26 protein-coding genes and 1 tRNA gene are annotated in these 26442 nt (G+C 30.8%); 20 read left to right on the top strand and 7 right to left on the bottom strand.

What is annotated here, in order from left to right; all coding sequences use genetic code 11:
• Nucleotides 1-11 precede the first annotated feature (11 nt).
• The 3 genes from T479_RS16295 (at nucleotide 12) to T479_RS23340 (ending at nucleotide 2427) form a co-directional block, all read left to right on the top strand.
• Nucleotides 12-515, top strand: a complete 504-nt coding sequence (locus tag T479_RS16295; protein WP_025220265.1) for a metallophosphoesterase — start codon at nucleotides 12-14, stop codon at nucleotides 513-515.
• Between the two features lie 148 nt (nucleotides 516-663).
• A complete protein-coding gene (locus tag T479_RS16290; protein ID WP_052599521.1) occupies nucleotides 664-2130 on the top strand; it encodes a protein adenylyltransferase SelO in 1467 nt (488 codons plus the stop codon).
• Between the two features lie 132 nt (nucleotides 2131-2262).
• Nucleotides 2263-2427 (top strand): DUF2639 domain-containing protein, encoded by a 165-nt coding sequence (locus T479_RS23340; RefSeq protein WP_081769923.1) that lies wholly within the window; start codon nucleotides 2263-2265, stop codon nucleotides 2425-2427.
• A 71-nt stretch (nucleotides 2428-2498) separates the two neighbouring features.
• Here T479_RS23340 and T479_RS16285 read toward each other — a convergent pair whose 3' ends face one another.
• The gene (locus T479_RS16285) at nucleotides 2499-3167 is read right to left on the bottom strand and encodes a hypothetical protein (protein WP_025220263.1); all 669 of its coding nucleotides are present in this window, start codon (nucleotides 3165-3167) and stop codon (nucleotides 2499-2501) included.
• Nucleotides 3168-3251: 84 nt separating this feature from the next.
• Entirely contained in the window at nucleotides 3252-3998 is a 747-nt protein-coding gene (locus T479_RS16280; RefSeq protein ID WP_025220262.1) for an SDR family NAD(P)-dependent oxidoreductase, read from the bottom strand.
• Nucleotides 3999-4218: 220 nt separating this feature from the next.
• Here T479_RS16280 and T479_RS16275 point away from each other — a divergent pair.
• Together T479_RS16275 and T479_RS16270 are read left to right on the top strand one after the other, a co-directional pair.
• Nucleotides 4219-4292, top strand: a tRNA-Arg gene (locus tag T479_RS16275).
• A gap of 170 nt (nucleotides 4293-4462) precedes the next feature.
• Nucleotides 4463-5437: a tyrosine-type recombinase/integrase gene (locus T479_RS16270; protein ID WP_025220260.1), complete on the top strand. Its 975-nt coding sequence runs from the start codon at nucleotides 4463-4465 to the stop codon at nucleotides 5435-5437.
• A gap of 68 nt (nucleotides 5438-5505) precedes the next feature.
• Here T479_RS16270 and T479_RS16265 read toward each other — a convergent pair whose 3' ends face one another.
• On the bottom strand, nucleotides 5506-5847 hold the full coding sequence (locus T479_RS16265; RefSeq protein ID WP_025220259.1) for a helix-turn-helix domain-containing protein: 342 nt from the start codon (nucleotides 5845-5847) through the stop codon (nucleotides 5506-5508).
• 202 nt (nucleotides 5848-6049) lie between these two features.
• Here T479_RS16265 and T479_RS16260 point away from each other — a divergent pair, with 202 nt between their 5' ends.
• The 7 genes from T479_RS16260 (at nucleotide 6050) to T479_RS16225 (ending at nucleotide 14566) form a co-directional block, all read left to right on the top strand.
• Nucleotides 6050-6871, top strand: a complete 822-nt coding sequence (locus T479_RS16260) for a hypothetical protein (protein ID WP_025220258.1) — start codon at nucleotides 6050-6052, stop codon at nucleotides 6869-6871.
• Nucleotides 6872-7560: 689 nt separating this feature from the next.
• Nucleotides 7561-9402, top strand: a complete 1842-nt coding sequence (locus T479_RS16255; RefSeq protein ID WP_025220257.1) for a DUF4365 domain-containing protein — start codon at nucleotides 7561-7563, stop codon at nucleotides 9400-9402.
• A 705-nt stretch (nucleotides 9403-10107) separates the two neighbouring features.
• A complete protein-coding gene (locus T479_RS16245; RefSeq protein WP_025220256.1) occupies nucleotides 10108-10428 on the top strand; it encodes a hypothetical protein in 321 nt (106 codons plus the stop codon).
• A 30-nt stretch (nucleotides 10429-10458) separates the two neighbouring features.
• Entirely contained in the window at nucleotides 10459-11343 is an 885-nt protein-coding gene (locus T479_RS16240) for a hypothetical protein (RefSeq protein WP_025220255.1), read from the top strand.
• Nucleotides 11344-11869: 526 nt separating this feature from the next.
• Nucleotides 11870-13096 carry a hypothetical protein gene (locus T479_RS16235; protein ID WP_025220254.1) on the top strand — a complete coding sequence of 409 codons (1227 nt, stop codon included), beginning with the start codon at nucleotides 11870-11872 and terminating at the stop codon, nucleotides 13094-13096.
• 3 nt (nucleotides 13097-13099) lie between these two features.
• Complete coding sequence (locus tag T479_RS16230) at nucleotides 13100-13753, top strand: hypothetical protein (RefSeq protein ID WP_025220253.1); 654 nt, start codon at nucleotides 13100-13102, stop codon at nucleotides 13751-13753.
• 15 nt (nucleotides 13754-13768) lie between these two features.
• A complete protein-coding gene (locus T479_RS16225) occupies nucleotides 13769-14566 on the top strand; it encodes a toll/interleukin-1 receptor domain-containing protein (protein WP_025220252.1) in 798 nt (265 codons plus the stop codon).
• 84 nt (nucleotides 14567-14650) lie between these two features.
• Here the strand turns inward: T479_RS16225 and T479_RS16220 are convergent, their stop codons facing one another.
• Nucleotides 14651-14941, bottom strand: coding sequence for an Arm DNA-binding domain-containing protein (locus tag T479_RS16220; protein ID WP_025220251.1), 291 nt, complete (start codon nucleotides 14939-14941; stop codon nucleotides 14651-14653).
• A 407-nt stretch (nucleotides 14942-15348) separates the two neighbouring features.
• On the opposite strand from T479_RS16220, the gene T479_RS22965 reads away from it, so the two are divergent.
• From T479_RS22965 to T479_RS16200, 5 genes are all read left to right on the top strand, one after another.
• Entirely contained in the window at nucleotides 15349-16023 is a 675-nt protein-coding gene (locus T479_RS22965) for a hypothetical protein (RefSeq protein WP_052599519.1), read from the top strand.
• A 105-nt stretch (nucleotides 16024-16128) separates the two neighbouring features.
• The gene (locus T479_RS22960) at nucleotides 16129-16500 is read left to right on the top strand and encodes a hypothetical protein (RefSeq protein ID WP_052599517.1); all 372 of its coding nucleotides are present in this window, start codon (nucleotides 16129-16131) and stop codon (nucleotides 16498-16500) included.
• A gap of 307 nt (nucleotides 16501-16807) precedes the next feature.
• On the top strand, nucleotides 16808-17218 hold the full coding sequence (locus tag T479_RS16210) for a hypothetical protein (RefSeq protein WP_025220250.1): 411 nt from the start codon (nucleotides 16808-16810) through the stop codon (nucleotides 17216-17218).
• Between the two features lie 75 nt (nucleotides 17219-17293).
• Nucleotides 17294-17821 carry a restriction endonuclease gene (locus T479_RS16205; protein WP_025220249.1) on the top strand — a complete coding sequence of 176 codons (528 nt, stop codon included), beginning with the start codon at nucleotides 17294-17296 and terminating at the stop codon, nucleotides 17819-17821.
• A gap of 357 nt (nucleotides 17822-18178) precedes the next feature.
• Nucleotides 18179-19345: a hypothetical protein gene (locus T479_RS16200; protein ID WP_025220248.1), complete on the top strand. Its 1167-nt coding sequence runs from the start codon at nucleotides 18179-18181 to the stop codon at nucleotides 19343-19345.
• 540 nt (nucleotides 19346-19885) lie between these two features.
• Here the strand turns inward: T479_RS16200 and T479_RS16195 are convergent.
• From T479_RS16195 to T479_RS16185, 3 genes are all read right to left on the bottom strand, one after another.
• A complete protein-coding gene (locus tag T479_RS16195; protein WP_025220247.1) occupies nucleotides 19886-21040 on the bottom strand; it encodes a tyrosine-type recombinase/integrase in 1155 nt (384 codons plus the stop codon).
• 12 nt (nucleotides 21041-21052) lie between these two features.
• A complete protein-coding gene (locus T479_RS16190) occupies nucleotides 21053-21370 on the bottom strand; it encodes a DUF771 domain-containing protein (RefSeq protein ID WP_025220246.1) in 318 nt (105 codons plus the stop codon).
• A gap of 895 nt (nucleotides 21371-22265) precedes the next feature.
• On the bottom strand, nucleotides 22266-22490 hold the full coding sequence (locus T479_RS16185) for a hypothetical protein (protein ID WP_137037019.1): 225 nt from the start codon (nucleotides 22488-22490) through the stop codon (nucleotides 22266-22268).
• 978 nt (nucleotides 22491-23468) lie between these two features.
• On the opposite strand from T479_RS16185, the gene T479_RS24380 reads away from it, so the two are divergent.
• From T479_RS24380 to T479_RS16170, 3 genes are all read left to right on the top strand, one after another.
• The gene (locus tag T479_RS24380; RefSeq protein ID WP_428842424.1) at nucleotides 23469-23561 is read left to right on the top strand and encodes a DUF7695 domain-containing protein; all 93 of its coding nucleotides are present in this window, start codon (nucleotides 23469-23471) and stop codon (nucleotides 23559-23561) included.
• Between the two features lie 943 nt (nucleotides 23562-24504).
• The gene (locus tag T479_RS16175; RefSeq protein WP_144340675.1) at nucleotides 24505-25539 is read left to right on the top strand and encodes a hypothetical protein; all 1035 of its coding nucleotides are present in this window, start codon (nucleotides 24505-24507) and stop codon (nucleotides 25537-25539) included.
• Nucleotides 25540-25637: 98 nt separating this feature from the next.
• Entirely contained in the window at nucleotides 25638-26039 is a 402-nt protein-coding gene (locus tag T479_RS16170) for a hypothetical protein (protein WP_025220242.1), read from the top strand.
• Nucleotides 26040-26442: the final 403 nt, after the last annotated feature.

The following is a 26442-nucleotide window of genomic DNA, read 5'->3' as shown; positions in this document are numbered from 1 at the left end:
AGGTGATATCCATGCAAATAGTGGTCATGAGTGATACACATGGAGATAGCCATGTAATTGACCAAGTACGTGGCTTTTATCCGCATGTCGAAACGATGATTCATTGTGGTGATAGCGAACTGCCTTTTTCCCATGCTGCATTAGATGGCATGAAAAAAGTGCGGGGAAATTGTGATCTTGATAAAGCCTTTCCAGAGGAAATAATTGTGCAAGTGGGAGATGCTGCTCTTTTTGTCACACATGGTCATTTATTTAATGTTAAATCATCCATGTTGGCATTATTGTATCGCGCAAAGGAAGTCGATGCACATATTGTGTGCTTTGGTCATTCTCATCTATTAGGTGCCGAAATGATTGATGATATCTTATTTATCAATCCAGGAAGTTTATTAAAGCCAAGAGGTGGCAATGAAAAAAGCTTTGCAGTTATAGACATTCAAGCTAGCTATTATCAGGTGGATTTCTTCACAGAGAACAATGATCGTTTGTCAACGCATACGTTTGTTCGCGCATAACTAAACTTATTAAAAACGCTTAAGATTCTATATAAAAGAGAGTTTAAGCGTTTTTTCTATTTATGGATTACAAAGGCTTTGGAAAATACGTCCACGAATGAATTGCATGTTAGTAGAAAGACTAAATGAAAAGAACAAGGGTGATCAAATGAATAAGGCAAATAATATTGGTTGGAATTTTGATAATAGCTATGCTCGTCTACCAAATTCATTCTATAGCCATCTTCAATTAAATCGCGTGCATGCACCTAAGTTGGCGATTTTAAATGAAGCAGTGGCAAAGTCCCTTGGATTAGATTATAGTGCGCTTCAACAAGAAGATGGGATTGAGGTGCTTGCGGGTAACGAGATACCAAAGGGGTCATTGCCGCTTGCACAGGCATATGCAGGACATCAATTTGGACATTTTAATATGTTAGGGGACGGTAGAGCACTTCTTCTAGGCGAACAAATAACACCTTCTGGGGAGCGCTATGACATCGGACTCAAAGGTTCAGGACGAACGCCTTACTCTAGAGGAGGTGACGGCCGTGCAGCACTTGGCCCGATGCTACGTGAATATATTATTAGCGAAGCAATGTTTGCGTTAGGTATCCCAACTTCCCGTAGTTTGGCAGTAGTGACAACAGGAGAACCAGTACATCGTGAAACAGAACTACCTGGTGCGATTTTGACGCGTGTTGCAAGTAGTCATTTACGTGTAGGGACATTTCAATATGCGGCACAATGGGGTAGCGATGAAGAGCTTCAGAAGTTAGCTGATTATGCAATCCAACGCCATTTCCCAATGATTGAACAGACGGAAAATCGCTATTTGAGCTTGCTTCAAGAAGTTATGGAAAGACAGGCAGCCCTTATTGCCAAATGGCAACTAGTCGGCTTTATTCATGGTGTAATGAACACAGATAATATGACGATTAGTGGTGAAACGATTGATTATGGTCCTTGTGCTTTTATGGATCGTTATAATCCAGCAACAGTTTTTAGCTCCATCGACCGACAAGGACGCTATGCTTATGCCAATCAGCCGCCTATTGGAGGATGGAATATTACGCGTTTTGCTGAAACGCTCCTTCCACTTATCCATGACGACCCAGAAGATGCTATAGCACTAGCTCAGCAAGTGATTGAGCAATATCCGCAGTTGTACTATACAAACTGGTTAGCAGGAATGCGCGCAAAGCTTGGTCTCTTTAATGAAGAACCGCAAGATGCCGCACTAATAGATGAACTTCTAACGTTAATGGAAAAGCATGAAGCAGATTATACAAATACATTCCGTTCACTAACGTTTCAAAGATGTGAAGGAACGGCGCTTTTTGATAGTATGGAATTTAAAAAGTGGTACGAACAGTGGCAAGCAAGAAGACAAAGGCAAGAGCCATCCAAAGCACAATCACAGCAGTTAATGCGAGACACCAACCCTGCTGTTATTCCGCGAAACCATCGGGTAGAGGAAGCGTTAGAAGCGGCTGTTACACGCGGTGATTATCGTGTTATGGATAAGCTATTACAGGTGCTATCTCAGCCGTACGCGCATTTAGCGGAACAAGAAGCATATGCCACACTACCAGCACCATCCAACTGTCCATACCAAACGTTTTGTGGCACATAATTGAATGGACTGTAAACAAAGGATTATTTTTTGTCCTTTGTTTTTATTTTGGCGTAACAAAGGATAGCGGTAACAGCATAAAACCTTTGCGCATACGCTATGGATGACTAACAGAAAAGGAGACGGTGCAACGTGCATCAATATTCAAAAGGTTGGTTTGTCAAAGAGCTACGCGCAAAAGGGATTTTAGTGCATCCTCAATTAAAAACACATCTAGGCAAGTTTAAAGAATCTGAATTACGGAATTTATATTACCGCTATGTGGAGCAACAACAACCCGATACGGAGCAATCATAGCTTTTTCTCCAAGACGAAAAACCAGATTGATGGACAAATGCTGATTGTCGATGAATCTGGTTTTTTATTTATTATGAATAAAAGCGGTAGCAAAACTGCATGACAATGGCATTTGCTATCATGTCTGACATGGCAAGTGCCTCTGCCTCTATATCATCAAACACTTGCACGTCTGATTGATAGTCTTTTTGAATCATCGTCACGGCTTCTTTTTTCGTTAAAGCTAAATGGCGATAAAACATTTGCTGCACAGCTTCTTTAGTTAAATATGGATTAATGGAACTTAAAAATATGGCAATGTCATCGGCATTACGATACCATTCTTGTTCTTTAGCCGCTGCTGTTGCCGCATCTCCTTTATTCGCCGCTGTAACAAGCTGCGCTGCAATAAGTAAATGCTCTTTTATTAGCTCTGCATAGCGATCTGCTATTTGATCGCCGTAAAAGGGGCGCAGACAATTACCTAAATCCGTCGCATTACGTAAAAGACGTGCTTGCACAAATGGTAAATCCGGCAAATTAAAGACAATACTTATAATGGTCATCCTCGTCCAATTAACATGCTCCATCCACAACAGTCGATTCATCGCCATAAAATCAGCCTCTGCTTTACTAATGCATCTGCGATGATCCTGTTGCGGCTGTAAAAAGTGCCGAATAGGCGCTGTATACTGGTTGGATGGAGCCGTATAGATGGCGCTTAAAGAATTCCCGGAATAGCTGTTTGAATATGGAAACAATGCACATTCACTCCCTTAAAAAATTCATTCTAGTGTAGAATACTCTACACGATCCTTGAATGTGCAAGAATCCAGATGCGTCCATTATTCCTCATAGATCATTTTCTTTGTCATGCCTCCATCGACCGTAATATTAATCCCTGTGACAAATCGATTCGCAGGATTTGTTAAGTACAGACATGCTTGTGCAATATCTTCCGGCACACCAACACGCCCTACTAGATGTTGTTCATGATCGATAGCACGTAGCTGTTCATAATCACCGGTTTCGATCCAACCAGGTGATATACAATTGACCGTAATGTTATCTGGACCGAAAGAGCGGGCTAATGCATGCGTTAACGCTACAATACCGCCCTTGGAAGCGGCATACGCTTCACTATAAGGCTCAGACATAAAAGCCCGTGTAGAGGCTAAAGAAACAATCGAACCTCCAAGCTCATTTGTCCGCATGATTTTAGCCGCTTCTCTAGAACAGAATAAAACACTCGTTAAATTCGTTTGTAAAAGATTATGCCACTGCGCAACCGTAATATCATAAGGTGACACATGCTCAAACTTACCCGCATTATTAATTAAAATCGTAATCGTCCCAAAATGTTGGACCGTTTGCTGCATTAACGCAACAATATCTTGTTCCTTTGACACATCCGCCTCCACAAACAATGCCGAATACCCTTGTTCATTACACTCTTGCGCTAATTGATGCCCCAGCTCTACATTCACATCTGCAATTACAACCTTGGACCCACGCTGTGCATATGCACGCACAATCCCTTCTCCAATTCCTTGCGCACCACCAGTCACCACAACCACCGACTTTTCAAACATACACATACCTCCATTTTTGCTTATTATTTTAACAAAAAATAAGACAATGTAATGCAGTGAAATAACATAAAGAAAGCTATAGCATCATACAATAAATAGGTATATAATATTTTCAAGGCAAACCTTGCCTCCATAGTAAAATTCATGTTGACATTATGTAATAAAGGACATATAATAAATATTGTCTTTCCTAAGAGGTTTTTAGGAACACACACACCATGTCTCAGTAGCTCAGCAGGATAGAGCAACGGCCTTCTAAGCCGTCGGTCGGGGGTTCGAATCCCTCCTGGGACGTCAATAAATTAGTCACAAACCATTGATACGATTGGATTTGTGAGAAACTAGGGATTCGGTCAGGGCTTCGGTCATTGGTGCAGAATCCCTTTTTTGTACCCTATAAATTTACGTTTATATCGACTTGAAATTATCTTCCAATTCAATTGAAATGGAGGGTTTTTTTTATTATGACAAAGAAATCGGGGTTGTTTGACGTTGATTTTGGTATTGAGGAAATCGAAATCATATCAAAACAGACTAAGGAAAATGTAATTCATTCTAAGTGTGTAGAGGATGCACTTAGGATAGTTCTTCAACAAATGCTAACTAGTGGATATAGAACACGTACCATGAAAGATTATGGAACGATTGTTTTCGGGTTCTTAAAATGCACGAATATCAGGTATTTGGACGAAATAAAAACAGAGACAATCTATTTATGGTTGGATTCAATGGATGTATCAAATCAGACGAAGCTAACACGTTTAAAAGCTCTAAAATCATTTCTAAGCAAATGTTTTAACAATGGTTGGTATCATGTGAAGTTTTGGCAATCCATTAATGTAAAGGTTGATAAGAAGGTCAAAAAGGGAGCAAAACCAAGCGACATTCAAGTTTTACTATCATTGATTGATATGAGTACATTTACAGGGCTTAGAGATGCTACAGCGATTATGACTTTGTATAAGACGGGGATAAGAATTAACACTTTGGGACAGTTAGAGGAACGACATATTGACTTTAACAGTAAACTACTTGTTCTAGATGGCTCGATATTAAAGAACCATCAAGTGCTTAAATTACCTATTGATGACCAATTAATTAATCTATATAAGGTTCTGATAAAACAGAATCGTAAAATCAGAGCGCATTATAAGACATCGAATGCAGATATCTTCATTTCTTGTAAAGGAACTTCCCTAAATACCAAATCAACCAATAATGCTATCTCGAAGCAATTGACCAAATATGCGAAGCGGTTCAAATTAGAAAATATCAATGCACATGCAATTCGCAGAGCCTATGCTAAGAACTTGCATGATAAGGGAGCAAGCATAGCTCTAATCAGTAAAGCCCTTGGACATTCTGATTTAGCGGTAACAACGCAGTATTTAGATTTAGATGTGGAGGAAGTAGCTGTAAGTTTAAGGGAGTACTTATAACTTAATGTTATTGAGTACATGATTATAGATAAGCCCATTAAAAAGAAGCCCTAATAACGAGGGCTTCTTTAAGATTTCTTCCAATTAACAATTTGTTTTATTATCTCGTATAACTGTTTTTGCTCGTTTATATTTACATCCTGTAATAGTTCTATGATAAGTTGATATGGTAAATTTTCTTTAGAATCGTGATTAGGTTCGATAACTGAGAAGAAATCATCAAGACTAATTTCTAAAGCGATAGTAATTTGATGGAGACTAGAAATAGTTAAGTTTTTTTCTCCACGTTCAACTTGTCCTATATATGTTGGGTGTACCCCTGCTTTAAATGCAAGCTCTTCTTGACTCAAATTTTTACTTTTTCTTAATATACGAATTTGTAATCCTATTGAACTGATTAAACTATCCATTAAGTTTACACCCCCTATAAACAACCCTAGTTGGAATGTATAATTCGTTCTATATACTATTGATATCAATTAGATTAAAATATATACTACTAATATCATTTATTAGATATGGAAATTACTATAAGAAAAAGGAGCATTAGGGATGCTAAAAAAATGTTTTGTGTTTTCGTTGTGCATAATCCTGATGGGGTGTTCTGCTAAAATGGATGAAAAAAGCGAAGAAAAAGAAATAAATGTAGAGGCGGAAGCTTTAAAAGAGGAAGAAGTAAAAGAAGTTTCAACTGCTGATAAGGATATAGAGTATCAGGAAAAGTTAGAGAAAGGCTTTGAACTAGATATGGAAGACCTTGGCGACCATTTAAATTTAGTTCAATCTTCTATACAAACTATTGTTTCCGCAATATCTACGGGTGGAAGTTTATCAGAACGTGACTATCCATTACTTATTACAAATTTAGAAACTACATTATCCTTTTTAGAAAATATGCAAGACTACTCTGAATTAGAAAAATATAAAAATTCATATTCATATTTAGAAGAAGGCTCTCAATATTTGAGTAAAGCTTATACAACATTTAATAGTTTTTTTGAATCGCAAAATCAAGATGTAGATACGTTTATAGATATATTCTTTAAAGGTCTTGAAACTTATAATCAAGCTTTAAAAAAATTTGAATTGCTTGGCGAAACCTATAAGCAAGAATATATTGGTAATTCTGTAGACGCAAATATATCAGATAAAATTTCAATAACTAAGTCCGAGAAAGATGGGATTCATTACTGGAAAGGAGAAAAAGAAATTGTAGATGGTGAGGATTGGAATATGTTGAATGAAGATGAAAAAATTCAACTAATTATGCTAGATATTGAACAAACTGAGGCTTCTGGTATTGTTGAAACTAAAAAATTAAGTGCAGAGTATGTAGAGTTATTGAATAATTATTTCAATGAACAGACCAACCAAAAGGATAGTATTAAGGACGTTATTACAGAAGATCTAATAGACGAAATCAAAAATAAATAAAGATAATAGTCAGTATGGTAACTGAGAGAATTAAGAAAGTCGATTCATCAAAAATTTGATGAGTCGGCTTTTAACTTTGCTATAAGTGAGATGAACTATTAAAAAAGGGTTCAATTAGTGAAAAGAGTCTGTTATCCATGCAATCGGATTAAAAATAAGCTACGTGTGATTTTACTTAAAATAATGTTAATAGAGATGCTTTCTACGTGAGAATGGTACGGGGGGTATTTTTGACCGATTAGATTATAAGAATACATATTATACCTAACAGCACTACTATCCTCACACTCCTTTGAAGTTTATCAACATTATTACAGCAGATAAGTGGAGGCAAACACAAAAGGATAAGAAGAAATTAGATGAAGGCTCTAAAGCTCTATACAAAAAAGTAAACAGTAAAAGGGATAGAGGAAATGACAAGCGTTTCAAAAGCTACTTTGAATAAAGAGCTAATTGGAGCGAAAAATAAGAAAAGAACTTGTGTAGGCACAACCAAACAAGGTTGGTATCTTTTTTAGTGAGAGAATAACGTAATCGTTGCCTTTTCTATATGTAAAGGGAATACATTCACTGCTTAATTTTATATTGAAATCGAACCGACTAACCTTGAAATTATTGGTATAAATGGGTAAAGTATTCTTAGGGGAATAATACATACAATTAAATTTTTATAAGGTTGGTGAAATGTAATGCGTTATAATCTTCCAGAATCTGCTGACGAACATGAACAAGAAGAAAATAGTATTTTAGCTTTAAAGAACATTTTAAAAAATAAAAATTTTATTATTAGAGATATAAGGGAAAATGATTATGGTGTAGATTTAAATATAGAAGTTAAAATTGTTGGTAATAATAAAAAGTATGCAAGTAATTTTATATCGCAAGTTCAAATTAAAGATAAGATTAATAGTGAAAATATTAAAAATAAAGATGGTACATACAGTTTCCCAGTAAAGACTAAAACTATCAATTATTTATCAAATCAACCTGCTTCTTTATTTTTAATATATTTAGAAGATGAAGACCAAATTATATGGGAATGGGTTAATGAAATAGAGAAGTATGCAATAAATAAAATTGGGAATATTAACTCTCAGGATAATATTACATATAGATTTAGTAAGTTTTTAAATAGCGAAGCGGTAAATGAAATATATGGACAGATTATTCGCATAGGGGAAAAAATAAAAGATTACAAAGACCTTATATTGGACAAACATTCGGTTGATATAATTAAGCATAAAAATTTAATTAAGTCATTTAATAAATCGAATGAAATGATTAAAGAATATATTAATAGTAAAAACTATAAAAAAGCTTTAAAGTTATCTACTAATTTAGCAGATTTGTTAAAGGATGAAGATTCATATAATAGCTGTGCAGGATTAAGTTATTGCGTAGGGGATTATAAAAAAGCATTGAAATTCTGTAACAAATCAATAAGTATTAATTCTAATAATAGTGTTACTCATTTGATAAAAGGTTCTTCATTAATAAGGTTAAAAGATTATGAGGAAGCAAAAGCATCAATACAAGCCTCCCTTTCAATCTGCGAATCAACAGATGCATATAATGAATATGGGTTGTTAGAATTTTTATTAAATAATTTCAATGATTCGATAAAATACTTAGAAAAATCAATAAAACTTAATGTGAATAATGAAACAGCTTACTTATATCTTGGGAAAATCTATTCATCTATTTTAAATTTCAATAAAGCTGAATATAATTTACAAAAGGTAATAGAGATAAATCCTGAAAATGCCGATGCTTTAGCATTATTAGGAGAAAACTATTTCAATCAAGACAAATATGAGAATGCAATAGAATATTTTAATAAAAGTCTAGATTATGATAGTAAAAATAATAAAAGCTTACTAGGAATGGGACTAGCGTTAATTTCTATAAATAGGTTAGAAAAAGGTATAATTTATATTAGTGAATGGTGCGTTATACATCAAAAAAAAATATTAAACAAAGAAAAAGGTATTCTAATAGTTAATATAGGGTGGAATAAAACAATTTGCTTTGCGGTTACACCAACTAATAAAGAAGAAATAAAATTGGTATTTAGTGATGGAACCGAAATTCCTGTTAAACTACCTAATAAAAAGGACTTTATTCATATAGGGATATTAAGTAATAACATCGAAGACTGGGTAATACCTTTAGTTGGAAAAGTATTTGCAAAAAAGAAAACATTCAATTATATAATGAAAGAGTTAGAAAATAATCTTGAACTAATTAATTTTCCAAAATCTAATGGTCAAGATAATTATTTCGAATTTTCAAATAGTACGAAGTTACTAATTGAAGAAGAAAAAGATAGAGTATATATAGAATTGAATTTTAAAGAATTTGCAATATATGGATACACTGATCGGGAATATAATAAGAAAGGGTTTTATGAGTTTATTAAATACTATAATAAGTATGATTTCTTTCAAGTTACTTTGTGTTGTATCGAAGATAAAAAAGAAATAAGCTTTACTGTTAATGGAAATGTAACAATAAAAAAATTAGAAAACTGATAGGGAATTACTTATTTATGAAGATGACTACTATTTTAAACAGATGACACAATTATTATAGTTAACCATACCACAAGTAAGTACACAGTTATTGTTTTTGGAGCGTCAAAGTCTAATTCTATGTCTTTGATGCTTCTTTAATTTGGATAATTTTATTAGATAAATAGTTAATAAAATTGTGATTTTATCAAAGAAGAGAAAAATTCTTTTTAAAAAGATTGAGTGGTAAAGGTCATTGAAAAAACTCCTTAAATAAAGGAGTTTTTTATTAGTTTATATTAAGATATTTACACTTGATTTAAAATGTATGTAGCATACTAAACTGGAATAAAGTACAAAAACGTGGTATACTAATATAGTAATTAAGATATTGATTACATGCTAAAAACACCAAACACCAAACACCAAACACCAAACACCAAACACCAAACATCAAACATCAAACATCAAACATCAAACACCAAACACCAAACACCAAACACCAAACATCAAACATCAAACACCAAACATCAATTTCAATTACGCCGTTTTGGTACTTTTTCGGCGAGGCTTTAACAAGCTGTTTTTGCTTGTTAAAGGGTGGTGATAAAAAGTACATAACAACTGTTTGAACGAACATTAAAATGATACATAATCGCCTTATATATGATTTTTTATAATAACTCGATTTTGTATCAAAAATTAAAATTAAAAGGAGAAAAGACTATGTTAACAGAATTTAGCCAGAAAGAAATTGTAGAGCTTGTAGGTGATGAAGTGCTTAAAGAGCATCTTAATAAAAACGGGAGATTAATGCAAAATATGTTTAATCGTTTTATCAGGGACTTAGACCAAATTTTCGAGCAATTCAAAGTTGATGGCAAAGGTGGTAAAAGGACAAAATATTTTGTGGGTGAAAAGAGAGAGTATCTGATAGAGCGAAACGATAAAAGAAAATTTAATGGTGAGGGACAACTTCCACAGAATTATGAAGAAGGTTTGCCAATAATGATTTTAGAGTATTTGATTCGTACAAGTGTCATTTAACCAAAAACAACAAACAACTTACTAAAAGATATGGGAATTATTACCGAAGACTTTTTTGATGCAAGTAGAAGTAAATTTAGTCAAAGCGTATTAAATAATCAAATTGCAAAATTGAAAGTAGATAATATTATTGAAAGTAGTACAGAAAGTATTGTTTATGATTATGTTGACCGAGAAATAAATAGATTAACTCAACATTTTATGGGGTGTATACAGAAATTGGAGGTTGCAAAACTTATAGTACATAACAAACATACAATGGGGATAATTTCTGTAACTGAACCAATTGATAAATACGATAAGTTTAGTGGAAGAATGAAAACAATATTAGATGAACAAGAGATATTAATTGAATTATCACCATTTGTAATTGAAGAAGTTGCGAAAATGAGAAGAGGCTTACACAATAAGCAAAAGTATAAACACCTAACCTTAAGAGATATTTACCGTTATCGCAATAAAAAGGACGTTATTAAATATTGGGAAGAACACGATACATTACTTTATAAGATTGTTGACGAAACGGGTATTCAACTAAAACTATTAAGAACGTTTGAAGCACACTCATTATATTTACAGGCAGGAGATAATCCGATAAAAAAATGGTTAGAGAAAAAGCAGAATCGAGGAGCGATAGACTTATACAGTAACAATGAACTGCAATATTATCTGAAAAATCGTGAACAGTTTCATGAAGCAAGAGAGAAATATATTGTTAAATTGGCTACTGATAGACAAGATGAAGCACAAAAAGAAAACATTAAATTAACAAATGAGTTTGGTGGAAAGCAAAAAAGAGTTGAAATTAATATAGATGATTCTGAATGGATTAAAAATAAGAAATTAATGTTTCTAGGTTTATATGTAGAAGCATATGAGAAGTTACAAAAACACTATGGGTATAATTTTGAATAAATGAGAATATAGCTATAAATTCAGGTGTAAGGAATGTGGAATATTTGATTAACCTTATATAAAACATTAAAACACAAATAGAATGTAAATAAAGCATTTCAAACATAAAGTAAGAAGACTGAAACCCCATTTTAATGGGGTTTCTTTAAATTGAAGGTCTACTATCCACACGATCAGGTTAAATAGTTAGCAGCGTGTGAATTTGCTGAAAATGATGTGTATAGACATGATTTTTACGTGTGTTTTGCACGGCTACTGGAGGTGCTTTTTGACAGGGGGTATAAATTAATGTTTTGAAAAGGGCAAAGTAGGTCAATTCTATCATAATGGATGATTTAAGGAATGTTGAAACTGCATAGATATTTTAGAGATAAAATCGAATTGAACCAAAAATTTAAGCGAAAGAGATTTGAAAGTCAGTAATAATACAAAGAATAAAAATATATATAATTTTCCCAAATAATCGACAATTATTTCGTGTAATTGGTAAAATGAAATTAAATAGATTAAAAAGGGGATTTTGTATTTGACTAAAGTTTTGAAAGAAGTTAATGAAGAAACGAAAATAATAAAAAGTACGGTAAGTATAGTCAAAAGTGATGAAGAAACAAAATGGATTGCAAGTGAAAATGAGTTAACTACTTTAAGGCATGCTTTTAATATCCTAAATCAGATAGAAGTTTTAGACTTAATAGAGCAAAATGGATACAGTCTAAATAAAAATGTAAAAAAAGCTAGTGAACTAGAGAAAATATTGGTAAACGATTTTAAAAATGGACTTTTGAATCAAAAATTGTATGAGGATATAAGAGAAAAAGCTTTTAATCCAGAATTAAATGTATCTGATGGATTTTTCCTTTCATTTAAAAATGATGAAATAAAGGTAACTGATAATTTACTTATTAAACAGATTACAGAGTGGAATACAACACTTTCAGAAGAAAATGGTTTCGATAGTAGTATAGATTACATGAATTTTAGAAATAATGTGTGTAAAATATCGGTAACTAGAAATAGTGAAAAGTTTGCTTATGATAAAAGAAGTATGTTTAGTACAACATTCGTGGATGAACATAAATTATTAGTTGAAATAGACTTTAAGACAAATATAATATATTTTCAAACTTCTAATTCAACAAAGTATAGGTCAATAAAAACAGTTGTTAAGTTGTTTCTATCAATATTATTGGAAAAAGAAGGTAAATTTAAGCTATTACCTCCAAAAATGTCTCAAAAGTTAAACTTTACTTTTTCTAAAAATAATAGTACTGCTATTGCCCATAATAATATCAGTCCTAATACAATAAAACTGCTAGACCTTTTATTAGGTTTAGAGGATAGTGGGTCAAATTTTAATGAATTAATTTGCGTCGACATAACTTTTGACCATGAAGATACTAAAGCAGAGAATTTAAAGGCAAAGATAGATAGACAAGGTTTTGGTGGAGAAGATTTATTAAGAAAAAGCGATATAAAACAACATATTTTAAATAATAGAGGAATATTACAAATAGTCTTTAAATTAACTTATACTGAAGAATTAGCTGATGATAGAGAAAGAAAACATGTTATATTGGCAGGAATAGACAACGATACTAAGAATCATGTAAGAATATATATTCAAAACAATAATCCAGATTTAAAACGAGTTGTAAACAAAGCACATAAGGATTTAAAAAATATTTTTATTGAGCATTCCTCTAGTAGTTCACTTAGAAATGAAGATAAAATAAAACAATTGTTAGGATTATGATATGTGGAAATATTAAATAATTTTAATGTTTGCCTTGTTTTCTATTATAAGGGGTCGGATAATTTAAATACGTTTTTTTATGAAGAACATTTTAAGAAGAATTTTAAAAATCTTAAAAATACAGAGCTCATATTTCATCCTAAAATTTTCAAAAATGATAAAGAAGATAAGTATAAAGCTTTAAAAATCAACCACTTTAGCATTTATTATAATGAAGAAGTGCAGTTAGTTGTTGGAAAAAATATTTTTTGTGTTTTTTTATTAAACTTTGAGCAAATTAAGTCCTTTAGTTTTTTTGGGAATAGTGGGTTGGAGTTTATTGATAAAATTAATCTAACCCAAAAATGTGTAATTAATGATATTATTAATGTTATAACAGATAATATTTTAGAAATAACTCTGTCAAAAGAAAATTATTTCGATTATTTTGATAATTATTTTTTCTACGGAAGTAGTTTACAGATAACTCGCGAATTTGAAATTATAATGGAAAATGCAGACCTGTTTATAAATCAATTCAAGTTTCAATTTTTTGGTAATTCAACTATCGATATAAGAGATAAAAATTTAGTTGAGTTTGGAAAGGAAGTAACAGTTAATGAGAAGATGCACTTTATTTGGTATTTATCAAAACTGTTACAAGAAATAGATATTTAATTTGGGGGTAATAAAATGAGAAAGATATCTTTAACTATAGTAAATAATCAATTACACATTAAGACAATTCCTACCGAGACATGGCATCCAGAAGATGGATTTAGTGTTGATTTTTTCGTAAATCAAGACCATGAAATATTAACTCAAAAAGAACTTCTACCGATAATTAAAAAGTATTCAGGAGATTTAAATTGGATAAAATTCCATGGTAATAAGTGTGTAGTTAATCTAAATGATTTAAAAAATAGTTTCTCAGACCTCTTTAAAAATTGTGAATGGATGAATGGAGAGTATGAAGTACATCCAGAATTTGACCAAGAGATTGGAAGCAAAGTACCCATTGTATCGTTTAGTCTTTCTAAGGATGTTATTGAATTAAATAGTCCTAAAAAAATTTTTTTGAGTCACAGAGGTAGCAATAAGGAGTTTGTAAGACGGTTTTATGATGTATTAAAGACGATGGGATTTGAGCCATGGTTAGATGATGAGGATATGCCTGCAGGTAGTAACCTAGATAGGAGTATTTTAAAGGGGTTAAAAGATTCATGTGCGTGTGTCTTTTTTATTACTCCAGAGTTTACTGATGAGCAATATCTAGCAGATGAAGTTGATTATGCACATATTCAAAGAAGGAAGAAACAAGAAAAGTTTAGTATTATTACGCTTCAATTTGAAAATGAAGATGGTGTTAAAGGTACTATCCCTGAATTATTAGAAAGATTCGTATGGAAAAGTCCAAAAAATGAATTGGAAGCCCTAAATCAGATTTTGAAAGCATTACCTATAAAGGCTAATGTTATTGATTGGATTTAATTAATATAGTTCTATTAATTAGGAGAATCTCATCTTTTGAGGTTCTTCTACTCTGCTTTTAAGGGGATATTTTAATTGTAGAGACTAATTGGAATAAGCTGAAATCTTAGCGTGTGCCGCATTATAGGAATTTACCGTAATATTGGAAATATCCTTCTTATATGTCTCATACCAGCTTTTAAAATACTTCTCTAATGGATAATCTTTTTGTGGATCGAGTACGCCATTCATTAAATCCAATTCAATTTGTAACGCTGCCTCTACGGCTTCTTTCTTTGTTTTGAATCCCCCTTTCCTTATTGGTTTAGACTTTCCATCCACAACGCGGCTGATTGCGTATTGCCACGTACTCCCTCGCTTAGTATAGCTCGCCATATTTTAACCTCCTTGATGATAGTACATCTATAGATTAATAGAGGAATGTACGTTTGTGAAATGAGAGTTTGATTCACGTTTATTTTATCATTGATCAGCTCAAAATTATCTGATGTGTAGATACTTCAATTGTTGATATATTTTGCTATTATTTAGATTTTAATGAAGGCTTCTCATAAGTTGACCGAACTTATTTGGAGCTTCTTTTTTATATTTTACTTTGAGATGTGCAGATTTTGTAAATAATTTAAAGAGACAAGCTATCCAATATTCTGTTTAAATATATTAATCTATTATAGTAAATTGAATTTTTATACTGATAGGTATAACATTAATTGTAAGATTAGAACAAACGAGGAAATCGAAATTAATTTAAGTGTTATCTTAGAAGGAGGAGGGGATTACTGATGTTAAAAAGATTAACATGGCTTGAATTTGCAATTGCCTTAGAGAACGAAAATTTTGAAAATTATATTGAGTTTATGGAGGAAACTATTCTTAATGAACAGTCACAATTAGAACAATCTTATGGCGAATATATAAAAAATTATCCACCTGAGGATCATGATCAAATCTTTGAATATATGTATGAGGATAAATTTTATAATATCCGACAGGTTTACCCAAAGATAATGAGAACGTCAGCTTTAATATCGCAATATTCATATTTGGAAAAAACACTTAATACGATTTCTAAAGAATGTGAACGGAACTATAATTTATCAATAAGTCCTGAAGATATTAGACATAATGGTGTAAAAAAATATTTATTTTACTTACACAGAGTGGTGGGATTAAATATCAATGATACCGAAATATTATGGCAAAAGATATATGCTTATAATCAGATAAGAAATCGTTTTGTGCATTCACCAGAAGAAAACTATACGGTGAAAGAAAAGGCTACTTTTGAACAAAAAGTTAGGGGATTGTCATTCGAACAAAATCAGATTAACACAAATATATATAAGCTAAAAAGTGTAGAAAAAGAAATTAATATAGATTTTTTAGAATTACTTACACAATCACTAGAAATTGTTAGTGATGAAATCAAAAAGAAGGATAAAGAACTTGGACAATAAGATCTTATCTAATTGAATTTAAGCTAAGGTAAGTTTTATGTAAATGCTACTGAAGATGAAAGAAATGACTTTATTGCAGATTTACTTGAAATAAGTGGATATCGATTGAAAGATCAAACTAGAAGGGGGAGTTCTGCAGCTGGAAAATCATCCGGTGAGGTTGATATATTTGTCGAAAAAAATGGTTTCCCGTTTACGATTATAGAATCTTTAAATTTAGACAGTTTAAATACAAGTTATCTTAATGCGCATCTAGATAAAATATATTCCTATGATACAACAGGTAATAATTTTAATGTATGTTTATCATATGTTAAGGTAAGAGATTTTGGAGCTTTTTGGGAGAAATATTGTACACATGTAAAAAAACATAAATATCCTGTTATGTTTATTTCATCAGATGAAGATATTGATAAAAATTATCCATACACAGATAAAAGGTTTATGATAACAACTCATAGTCGTTCGGGAAAATGACATATCTTTATCATCTATGTGTAAAGATACATGATTTATAATTGGGATAAGGTGATTCTACTACATCATTTTAATATTTTGTTCGTATTAAGCATTCACCATTGTGTACTGTGCGTGGCTTGATATAGCTGACTAAACCTAAATTAAGCATGCTTTTTTACGTATACTTTATTAGGGTGTGTCTTTGGAATTTCTAACTTAATATTTGTTGAAATATAAAAAGAAGACGGTTTAGAAGTGCGATAATGCACTTCTAATTGGACGTCTACTTTTACTGTTATAAAATAAATATTTTGGGGGGCATATTATGGGTGGTATCTGGATAAAAAGAGGTCAGTTAATTGGAAGTACTAGTGAGATAATAGGATACAAATCTGGATTAGGATTAACTAAAGAAGAATTTGAAGAAATAATTCCTGAAAAATTTCAACAAGTATGGATTGGAAATAACCAAGAGTTGTTAAGAATTAGATCAGAAGAATTTGAAAACCTTATCAGTGTTTTATTATATAGGGTAGGTAATATAGAAAGTCCATCTAATGTCCCTTCGACTATAAGATTATTTAAAAAATATAAAAATAATCCTCGGTTTTTAGCGATATATAATGATTTAATGGAATCATTTATTCTATTTCTTAAAAGGGTTCTAAAAGGTAATCTTCAGACTAAAACAATAGACCCAACACCTTTTATACTTGAAGCTAATAAAAAATATTGAACTATGGGAGTTTCAATATCTATTGAAATTTTAGAAGGTAATAATTTAGATTTACATAAGAGTCCATGGGGAAGTATGAGACAAATTGAATGGCAAGATATTGCAGAGTTAAAGGAGTTATTTCAAAGTGAATCTTTAGAAACGTTATATGGGAAATTTATAGATCAACGATATATAGATTTTTTAAGTCATAATTTTGACTCTATAGGAAATATTAATTGGAGAAAATTTGAGGCATTGACATGTGAATTCTTCGAGAAACAAGGGTATTATGTAGAGATTGGTGAAGGCCGTAATGATGATGGAATTGATGCTAGAGTTTGGTTAAAGGAAGAAGAAGTTTCAGGTCCGCCAACAATTCTTGTTCAATGCAAGAGATACAAGACAACTATTGAAAAGATGGTCGTAAAATCACTGTGGGCAGATATTCAAGAATATGGAGCAGAATCTGGGTTGATTGTTACTACAAGCTCACTTTCTCCTGGTGCAGAAAAGGTATGTACAGCAAGAAATTATCCTATTACCCAAGCTAATCGAGATACATTAAAAACGTGGTTAAATGTTATGAGAACTCCATACAAGGGTGTTTTTATGGCTGAGTAACTTTCTTAAGGTGGAATATGGAAAAGGTCTAGAAACACTTATTTAAAATAGTTTCTTGGCTTTTTAAAGTTTAATAAGGCATTTTATTGTTTTCTAAGTTCTAAAACCTCTGCGGATAAAAATATTGATAATGCGAAAGAATTCATGTATGAAATATTAGACAGAACTAAAATAAACTAGTATATATGAAAGTTTGTTTTTAATAAGGTAGTGAATTTACTATATCATTTTAAAATTTTGTACAATGAAAAAATGGGGAGAACATTAAAAACTATCTCAAATAGATTGGGAAGTGTAGAAGAATCGTAAACAAAATTTTAAAATTAAATAAGCTTAAAGAAAGCAGGGGGAAATATCATGATAGAAATTGAATATCAAATATCTCGTGAAGTTAAGCAAAAAGTTAATAAAGTGATTGGTGAAATAACAACATTTTTTATACAACTTTGTGAAGATAGTGATGATTTTGATGTACATATGCAATATATCTTTCCTTCTCATCTACTAAGGGAAGATTTCGATAAATGTAAAGATATTATCTACGATATAAATGAATATGCAAATGATAAACATTTACATAACTTGAAGCCAATATATGAATATGCATTATATCATTTAATTCAATGGTACATTGATGTGACAGATGATGAAGATCAAATTATATTAGACATTTCTAGTTTAAATATTAAACATGAAGATGACAAATATATTATTAAAAATCTAAATAACTTAGAGTCGTATAAAGAATTTTTATTTAGTGATTGGGACTTTTTGGATCTTGAAGACTTTTTAAATATTTATTTTAAAGCACCAGAAGCGATAAAACCATTTAATATTAATCTTCATGAATATACTGATTTAATGCCAAAAGATATTAGATTAAAATTTCTACAAACAGTGGAAAAAGAAGATATAACATTAGATATTAAAGATTTAATAGTAAGAATAATTCATACGGCAATTAAACAAAAAGAAAACGATCCTAGAAGATTAAAGGAAACAACTGAAACCCAACTTAGTGATGATATTTCATATATATTACAGGCTGCTCTAACCACTAAGGGGATAATTACCGCAAGAGAGCAACCACGAGGGTTTGCCTTAAAGAATATTGGGGAACTAGACTTTTTCATTTATTCTAATTCGAACTATACATTTAGACCAATTGCTATTGGAGAAAATAAAGAATGGAGTAATTTCGAAAGGCAACTTAAGCAATTAATCGGATATATGACAGAAGATATAGAATTTGGTTTTACTATTCTATTTAATAAATCAACAAAGTTAGAAACAATTTTAAATAGAAGAAAAAATCTTTTGCAAAATTTTTATGTTGAGTTAAATGGCGAGAAGCATTTTGAAACCATTGAAATGAAAGAAGGCTACAACGAAATTAATGATATTGTAATTACAAAACATAAAAATCCTGAAAATAACACTAATTTTGAGATTTATCACTTTATTGTGAACGCTTATAGACCCGAAAGAGAAGAAGCTGCAAAACAAGCAAGAAAAAGAAAGTAACACTTATTATTTCTTCTATTTAATTATTTTGCGATTTGAAAAAATCATAAATATAGAGGACAATAAATGAATCAATAAGGGGAATACACATCTAAAGTGTTAAATGTCCACCATCAACACTTACTACATTATGTATACTGTGCGTTTTTAACCCTAGTCTTTGGTAAGGCGAGATATAGGAATCTCTAATTTAATATTCGTTGAAACATAAAAAGTAGATGGTTTAGAAGTGCGATAATCCACTTCTAAACCGTTTGTTTTTACTATAATTTTATGAATGAAGCGGGCTTAAATTGTTGGGGTTAATTCCGTAAGTGGTTGTTTTGGATTTAGTTAATGTATGATTTAAGATTTAAGCTCATATGCACCGACTTTGATATATTTTCTCAGTTTATCAACTAATTGATCGATTTTCGGATTTGATTTTATAATAAGTCTGTCATAAGCGTCTTGATCAATTTTTTCATCATTCATTTTGGTTGTAGATTTTGTATTAGATAATGCATTAATTTACACGAACATCAATTGATTGCCCTTTTATTAATACTCCAGTCCGTCCAATGCCTCTTTCATCTCATTGGCATTCTTTTCAAACATTTCCTCGTGTAAATGAACATAATATTTATCTGTTGTACGGTAATCTGTATGACCCATTAAATATTGTAGGTATGATCTATCAATTTTCTTATGAACCTGATATGTTGCAAAGCTATGACGCAGTCCATGAGCTGTAATCGATTCAATATTTAAAGAGGTAAGGACCTTATTTAAAGTATTATTAAATGTATTATTACTCACGACTTGAGCTTTACAATTCGCTTTATAAAATAAGCGACCGTGTTCGTTTTCAATGTAGCTATCGGATTTTTGAAAGGTTTTTAATAATGTAATTGTTTGATTAGATAATGGTATTGTTCGTTCCTTAATGTCTGTATCGTCTTTTTGGTATATATTTGGATTTTTTAAGTCTGTAAATCCGCTTCCTTTTGTGTATAACCATTGTTGATGGATATGAATGCATTGACGTTCAAAGTCTATATCTTTCCAACGAACCGCGCATAATTCTCCGTAACGAATTCCAGTAGTAGCAGCTAATAAAATCATCATTCTATCTAAAATAGGAAGATTGTCAGTACTTAAGTAGTTCAAGAGCATCTCATATTCATATGTAGAGATAAATAGTTTCTTTTTATTAGACTGCGCACCATAAATGCTCACGCCGTTTGTAAAATTAGCATGGATTTTATTGTGCTCAAATGCGTATTTAACGAAAGTACGAATTTTTTTATTAAGTTTTTCATTTGTGCTTTTTGTATTATTTTGCTGTGCATCCATAAAATCTTGATACATATCATGAGTAACATTAATTAGTAACTCATCACCAAAGAAATGCTTTACTTTATTGCTAGCGTTCAAATAGCCATCAATTGTTTTTTGATTTAAATTCGATTTTTTCTTTTTAATCCAATATTCAAATTCAAAATTGAACGGAAGGAGATCGTATTTAGAATGTATTTTCTTGCGATTTTTCTTTTCCTCCGCTAATTTTTCTTCTACATATTTTGCTGCATTTTCAGCTTCTCTCCTAGTTTTAAATTTACCTTTTCTAATGTTACCGAATGGATAATTACTTACAGAATAGTACCATGATGTAGTTTTACCATTTTTGTTTGTCCTTTTATTAATATAAGCCATGTTAATTTCTCCTTATTTAAAAATCTGATTGAAATTATCGTCTAAGAAAGGTGCCATCTTTTTTGCATGGAAAGTCCATGTTTCTCCTTTTACTTTTGGATAGTAGACAAACCCACCATTCGCAATATCAAGTGTTTTTCGAAGATAAGGCGGATAAAGGATTTTATCTTTAATCCATTCACTTTTTTTACCTACTATCTTTTCTAAATCGCTCATTGACCAATAAACACCACTAAGCTTTGAGTCGTTTAATTCTTCATATTCAATTTTTGAAATCAATACCGTATCCTCGGGTAGAGGAATTGTTAAATTCACTGATAGTTGTTGCATATAATCCACTCCAATATTTTTATCTATTACATGAGTTACATTTGTTATATTAAGTTTTCAAACTTGTAACTCAATTTATTTCAAAACATAATACCTTCATAGATTTGATAATTTAATAGCTGTAAGCAATTTTTTTTAATTTTTTTAAAAATATTTTTTTATAATATGAAAAGTGATTTTTAGATTAAAATAACCCTAGGTTTTCCACCAGTTTTCATTAAAATATACCCTCGTCCTTCAAAATTTTTAAAAGCTAAATCTAATTGAGAAGCGGTTGTATAGTTTTTTGCCGGATTTTATAGTGAAAAAACGTATAGAGAATTTATTCTCCATACGCTTCGAGAATTGGAACTGCTAATAATGGCTGGAAATATGTAATTAAGCATACAAATATATTGCCACTTGATTACGAGGAAGAGGGCGAAATCATTGATAATATTGAAGAATATTTGTTTGATCAAATTTCGGACTACATTACCAAGAAATTTAAAGAGCATCGTTTGGAAAAATTGATTGAAGAAATTTTTAAAAGCAAGAGGCTATATGATATACCATAGTCCAGAAGGGGTTGACGTTGGCATTGATATTTTAGATGCTTCTTGTGAGCTAGGTAATACGGGAAGTAATTTTTTAAGTTAAGCTTATGGAATGTTAATGATGTTATTAGAGAAATCTTCAGTTATTATGAGCAACTGTCATTAAAGATTCGATTAGAAATTCCGTTAAAGCAAATTTGGGTATTTAATTTTGAAGAGTAGAAAACTGACAGTTTATTATTTTTACTAGAGCAGCAATACTGTCATCTTGATGCATCAATCAAGATAACAGTGTTGCTGCTTTTGTTTTACAAAATATCCTTTGTTGTTTTAAATAGAATATGTTATGCAAAAGTAAATTATAGACTTAAAAATGAAAGTGCCTTTGGATTTAAGAGAACTAATTGCATTCGTCCAGATACGCCACCCGAAGTTAAATAGATATAACCAAGCTCACATAGATAAGCAAGTACCTTATTTAATTGATCAACTGAAGAAAACACGGCTTTTGCTTTTTTATAAATTACTTGTTTAGACAATGTGATGTTATCAGTTAGTTGTGCCACTTTAATTATTTTATCCAACAATAACCGGCTAAAATGCTAATTTTGTCACTAGAATCAATTGAGCAACACTTTTTAAAATCAATTGGATCTATCCAATCAGTTTCAGTTATACATAATTTGTTATTGCAATTAATATAAAAAAAGATGGGTGAGAAGCATTAATTAGTGTAGATACTGAGATGTTTTTTTTGTTGTTCATATATAAAGATCTCCTAAAGTTTTAAATATAATAGTCCAAAAAATCCTATATTTTAATAGGGATTCGAAATAAAATTTAGGAGGAAATATTAGAGAGACTAGTATATGCCTAGATTATTTATCAACCACCACAAAAACCTACGGAAAAACTGACATATCGGCTTTTCTATGGAACTCTCTTTATAAGCACTGTATTCAGCCTATGAAATTCGAGATGTGCAGATGACAGAAAGCTATGTAGAAGAATCGATTAATAAAGTAGCTTCTTGGTCGAAGCCTTGTCGTATTATTCTGTCCATTTGTCCAGCTGGTGAGCTGTTCATATGTTTTTTTCCGGTGAAAGCTTTTCGACTCACGCGCTTGTCACGTCCTATAAGCAACGAGGCACTCTGGGGAATTTCATCAAAGAAGTGGAAGATGATTTTGGCTTTGATTAAATAAAATTTTAAGGGATTCAAATCCAAACGATTCCTACACGTCTGATCAAAGTAGAGAGAATGTTGATATATATTTACACGCTTATGACAAGACTGTGTGCTACTAGAGAAAAATAGAATGCCCTTAATTCTTAGCTATTTAAAGTCATAAAAGACCCCGATTGACAGCTATAAATATTACAAAATAGTCCCCAAAAATGGGATGTGAATTAGATATGTTTTTTTGATCATTTTAGGGGTTGCACAGAGTAATTTGTCGGCTCGGAAGCCTTGGAATTACACGTGTGAAATATAGACATATCAAGGCTTCATATAGGTTGGGGTTATGAACTGGTGGTTGAATAGATTGGGAGCTTAATTAATGAAAGAAATCATTCTCAATAAAGTACGTTGCAAAAAGTGTAATGACATAATTGAATCTAAGCATAATTATGATTTTAGGTCCTGTAAATGAGGTTCGATTTTTGTGGATGGAGGCAAAGAGTATCAGAAGTTTGGCTGGGCGGATTATATAGATTTTAGTTATTCAATTTATGATGAAAATTGAGGAATTATTTTTAGAGCATCATTAAAACTATAGTTTGTCTTTTTTTCTTGCCATTAAAAATGAAAAGAAAATATAGGTAAGACCATTTATATTAAAACAAATACATAAAGCCTTAAATATTAGGTAAACCGCTTCAAATTGAAATCCTAAATTGTACTGTATAGATACTATTATAGTATTCATTCGTCTATGGTAACCAATAATAGTTACTAAATATACTACTATAGTAACCATTATTGGTGACTATTCAGAATCTCTACTGTAACAGGGAAAGACAGTTGAGTATCAATAATCATAAATTTTATTAATGAAAACTAATATTAAAGACTAATAAACAACAAGGCAGTTTTCTCAAGGATTGGATTGTTATTCAACTAACGACGCAGTTTAGTTGAACAAGAAAATATAATATAGTTTGTAAGAGTACAAACCGATGATTTAGGGGGATTTTTTATTACTATGTCGCATCCATATAAACAATTTGAAAATACACCTTTATGGGCAGCAATAAATAAAGGAATAGGTGACCTTGTAAAAAATAAGGATATTTAAGAAAGTACACAAAGAGAATACATCGTTGGATATCTTTGTAAGTTAGAACAGAATTTCATTTTTTAAGTGAAATAGAGAATAGCACTGAAAAGCCAAAAAGTCAGCCTTTCAGTGCTATTCTGTATTGGTTGGTGAATTATCTAGTATTTATTTTAATTTGGTATAATTAGCATAAAGAAGATTATTAGAATTATTATTCTCATCTATTAAGAAAAGAGGGATAGAAAGATGGTTATATTTTCAATTAATTCCTATTTTAAGTTAAATTTCATAAAAGAGGTTAATAAAATTCTCTTTCATGATCTATATGTTTGCCTTACTGAAACAGATTTTCAAAGAAGATTTTCTACTGGATTTGTATGAAGAGAAGTTCGCAGAATTTAGCGTGCTTGGTGGGAAAGTCAATGTTATTGATGAATATTCCTTTGATTTTATACAGAAGCAGTTTGAATTTTTAAGAACTGATATTTACTTAGACATGTTCTTTAACAAATCTATATTGTGGTTTAATAATCTTAATTATGATGAAAGAATATTTAAAATTAATGAATTCTTTAATAAAGCGACATCATTTGTTGTGGAAAGAGAACTAACAGAAAATGAATTAATATACATAAAAGAATTGATTGATTTAAACAAAATAGAGCATGATTTGAATAATTATAGAGATATTCTAGATATTATCCTAAACATTGTTCGGAATATACAACGTGATAAAGATGATTCTTTTAAATTTCTAATTAATTTTCATCAAGAAAAATTAATAATAGAATTTTTTACTACAGTTACAGAAATTCATAGCTTAAATCTTAATGACGAGATTAAAAATTATTTTTTAAATAAAAACAGTTTTAAAGGGTTTGGAGTACTAATAAAAAATTTACTTTCCAACAGTTATAAACTTGAATGGTTTATACCATGTCATTTAGCATATATAGAATCTTCATTAATAATAGACAAGCTAGGAATTTTAAGACAAAATGATCTATTGGATTTAATAAAGAGTCTACCAGAAAAACTTTCTACTCAAATAAAATTAGACAAAAAGAATAATTATTATTTTTATTGTAAAATTGATAACACTAATATAGATATTGAGCACTCTATTTTTAAGGTAAAAACTAAGTCTTCGGAACTGTTAGACATAATGTATTTTGGAGAAACATGGCCATTCAAAACTAATTTTAATTGGAATGAAGCATTTTGTATTGTTTCGAATGAAAATGAGAATCGTAGTATTATATACAATGGTTTGAAAGCAAAATATTCTCCATCCCTAGATAATGACCAAGCACTAAAAAAATTGATTTTTATAGAGACCTTCAGGAATTAAAGGTGCGTTCTAAAGACAATGATTTAGCGAATAGATTTTTTCATTCATTAAGTTTATATAAGAGCTTTTTATTGTTGGAAAATTAAGAAGATAAAATATTGAAATTATGGAATATACTTGAGGTTATTACGAAACAGGATAAAATAGATAGCATTGTTAAATATTCTGCTTACTTTCCAGCTGTTTTTCCAAATAATATATACACGAAGGACAAGATTCTAAGGCTATCCAATGACCAACAGTCTAAATTCTTTAACACTCAGTACTTAAATTATAAAGAAATTATTAATGATATTGGTAGTTTAAGAAATGAATTTATTGCCCATAAAAATAGAGGAGTCTTAGTTCAAGAACACAGGTTTGAAAGAAGTTTAATCCTATTGAACGACATTGTTATAAAACTTCAAAATGTAATATTAAATTACATATATAATGATTCAGGGATAAAGAATATAAAGGAAATTATAAAAGATCTTAAAACAAAATATTCCTTTTATTAGTGTTTGAATTATTTTGTTTTTTGTATCCCTAATCAAGCCAAATAGCATGAAAGACTTGACTGGTTTTTTTAAAACTTTAGATATTAATTATTCACATATATCGAACGACGCTACCTAGTTGTAATACTTTACAGCTACGCGACTAATATGGTCAATGTTGTGTATTGAGATCATTTCGATATTACATAAACTGGGGAGTTTAACTGGATATGTACTTATGATCTTCCACAATTGGGCGCTTTTCTAAAATAAGGTGAGTGTCTTCATGTATAGGACTAGATTGTTGAGGAGGTAATTTAGCATTAAAAGAGGGGTAACGTATCATAAGTAAGTGCGGTTTTTTGAATTAATAATGAAGAAACCATCTGAGATTATCCTCCCTTTCATTAATCAAAAATAAAGG

Source organism: Lysinibacillus sphaericus, assembly GCF_000600105.1.
GTDB lineage: Bacteria > Bacillota > Bacilli > Bacillales_A > Planococcaceae > Lysinibacillus > Lysinibacillus sphaericus.
The sequence above is the reverse complement of the archived record's forward strand: the minus strand, read 5'-3'. Positions and strand labels throughout refer to the sequence as shown.

What these genes read in the sequence shown, in the direction of transcription:
- T479_RS16200 (WP_025220248.1), top strand. Translation starts at nt 18,179, where the DNA reads ATGATAGAAATTGAATATCAAATATCTCGTGAAGTTAAGCAAAAAGTT.
- T479_RS16220 (WP_025220251.1), bottom strand. Translation starts at nt 14,941, where the DNA reads ATGGCGAGCTATACTAAGCGAGGGAGTACGTGGCAATACGCAATCAGC.
- T479_RS16270 (WP_025220260.1), top strand. Translation starts at nt 4,463, where the DNA reads ATGACAAAGAAATCGGGGTTGTTTGACGTTGATTTTGGTATTGAGGAA.
- T479_RS16195 (WP_025220247.1), bottom strand. Translation starts at nt 21,040, where the DNA reads ATGGCTTATATTAATAAAAGGACAAACAAAAATGGTAAAACTACATCA.
- T479_RS24380 (WP_428842424.1), top strand. Translation starts at nt 23,469, where the DNA reads ATGAAAGAAATCATTCTCAATAAAGTACGTTGCAAAAAGTGTAATGAC.
- T479_RS16280 (WP_025220262.1), bottom strand. Translation starts at nt 3,998, where the DNA reads ATGTTTGAAAAGTCGGTGGTTGTGGTGACTGGTGGTGCGCAAGGAATT.
- T479_RS16175 (WP_144340675.1), top strand. Translation starts at nt 24,505, where the DNA reads ATGATCTATATGTTTGCCTTACTGAAACAGATTTTCAAAGAAGATTTT.
- T479_RS16290 (WP_052599521.1), top strand. Translation starts at nt 664, where the DNA reads ATGAATAAGGCAAATAATATTGGTTGGAATTTTGATAATAGCTATGCT.
- T479_RS16255 (WP_025220257.1), top strand. Translation starts at nt 7,561, where the DNA reads ATGCGTTATAATCTTCCAGAATCTGCTGACGAACATGAACAAGAAGAA.
- T479_RS16240 (WP_025220255.1), top strand. Translation starts at nt 10,459, where the DNA reads ATGGGAATTATTACCGAAGACTTTTTTGATGCAAGTAGAAGTAAATTT.
- T479_RS16210 (WP_025220250.1), top strand. Translation starts at nt 16,808, where the DNA reads ATGGGTGGTATCTGGATAAAAAGAGGTCAGTTAATTGGAAGTACTAGT.
- T479_RS16205 (WP_025220249.1), top strand. Translation starts at nt 17,294, where the DNA reads ATGAGACAAATTGAATGGCAAGATATTGCAGAGTTAAAGGAGTTATTT.
- T479_RS16295 (WP_025220265.1), top strand. Translation starts at nt 12, where the DNA reads ATGCAAATAGTGGTCATGAGTGATACACATGGAGATAGCCATGTAATT.
- T479_RS22965 (WP_052599519.1), top strand. Translation starts at nt 15,349, where the DNA reads ATGTTAAAAAGATTAACATGGCTTGAATTTGCAATTGCCTTAGAGAAC.
- T479_RS16225 (WP_025220252.1), top strand. Translation starts at nt 13,769, where the DNA reads ATGAGAAAGATATCTTTAACTATAGTAAATAATCAATTACACATTAAG.
- T479_RS16190 (WP_025220246.1), bottom strand. Translation starts at nt 21,370, where the DNA reads ATGCAACAACTATCAGTGAATTTAACAATTCCTCTACCCGAGGATACG.
- T479_RS16245 (WP_025220256.1), top strand. Translation starts at nt 10,108, where the DNA reads ATGTTAACAGAATTTAGCCAGAAAGAAATTGTAGAGCTTGTAGGTGAT.
- T479_RS16265 (WP_025220259.1), bottom strand. Translation starts at nt 5,847, where the DNA reads ATGGATAGTTTAATCAGTTCAATAGGATTACAAATTCGTATATTAAGA.
- T479_RS16260 (WP_025220258.1), top strand. Translation starts at nt 6,050, where the DNA reads ATGGATGAAAAAAGCGAAGAAAAAGAAATAAATGTAGAGGCGGAAGCT.